This is a genomic window from Pseudomonas sp. yb_5 (assembly GCF_043103865.1).
Taxonomy (GTDB): Bacteria; Pseudomonadota; Gammaproteobacteria; order Pseudomonadales; family Pseudomonadaceae; genus Aquipseudomonas; species Aquipseudomonas putida_Y.
The window spans coordinates 1-386 of sequence record NZ_JBICKE010000139.1 but is presented as its reverse complement, the minus strand read 5'-3'; the positions used below and the strand labels follow the sequence as shown (position 1 = coordinate 386).

The following is a 386-nucleotide window of genomic DNA, read 5'->3' as shown; positions in this document are numbered from 1 at the left end:
AACACATGCAAGTCGAGCGGATGACGGGAGCTTGCTCCTTGATTCAGCGGCGGACGGGTGAGTAATGCCTAGGAATCTGCCTGGTAGTGGGGGACAACGTTTCGAAAGGAACGCTAATACCGCATACGTCCTACGGGAGAAAGCAGGGGACCTTCGGGCCTTGCGCTATCAGATGAGCCTAGGTCGGATTAGCTAGTTGGTGGGGTAATGGCTCACCAAGGCGACGATCCGTAACTGGTCTGAGAGGATGATCAGTCACACTGGAACTGAGACACGGTCCAGACTCCTACGGGAGGCAGCAGTGGGGAATATTGGACAATGGGCGAAAGCCTGATCCAGCCATGCCGCGTGTGTGAAGAAGGTCTTCGGATTGTAAAGCACTTTAA

The 386-nt window shown here is 54.4% G+C and carries 1 rRNA gene; it reads left to right on the top strand.

Annotated elements, in window-relative coordinates:
* Window positions 1-386, top strand: a 16S ribosomal RNA gene (locus tag ACF8GF_RS24710); the annotation flags it as partial.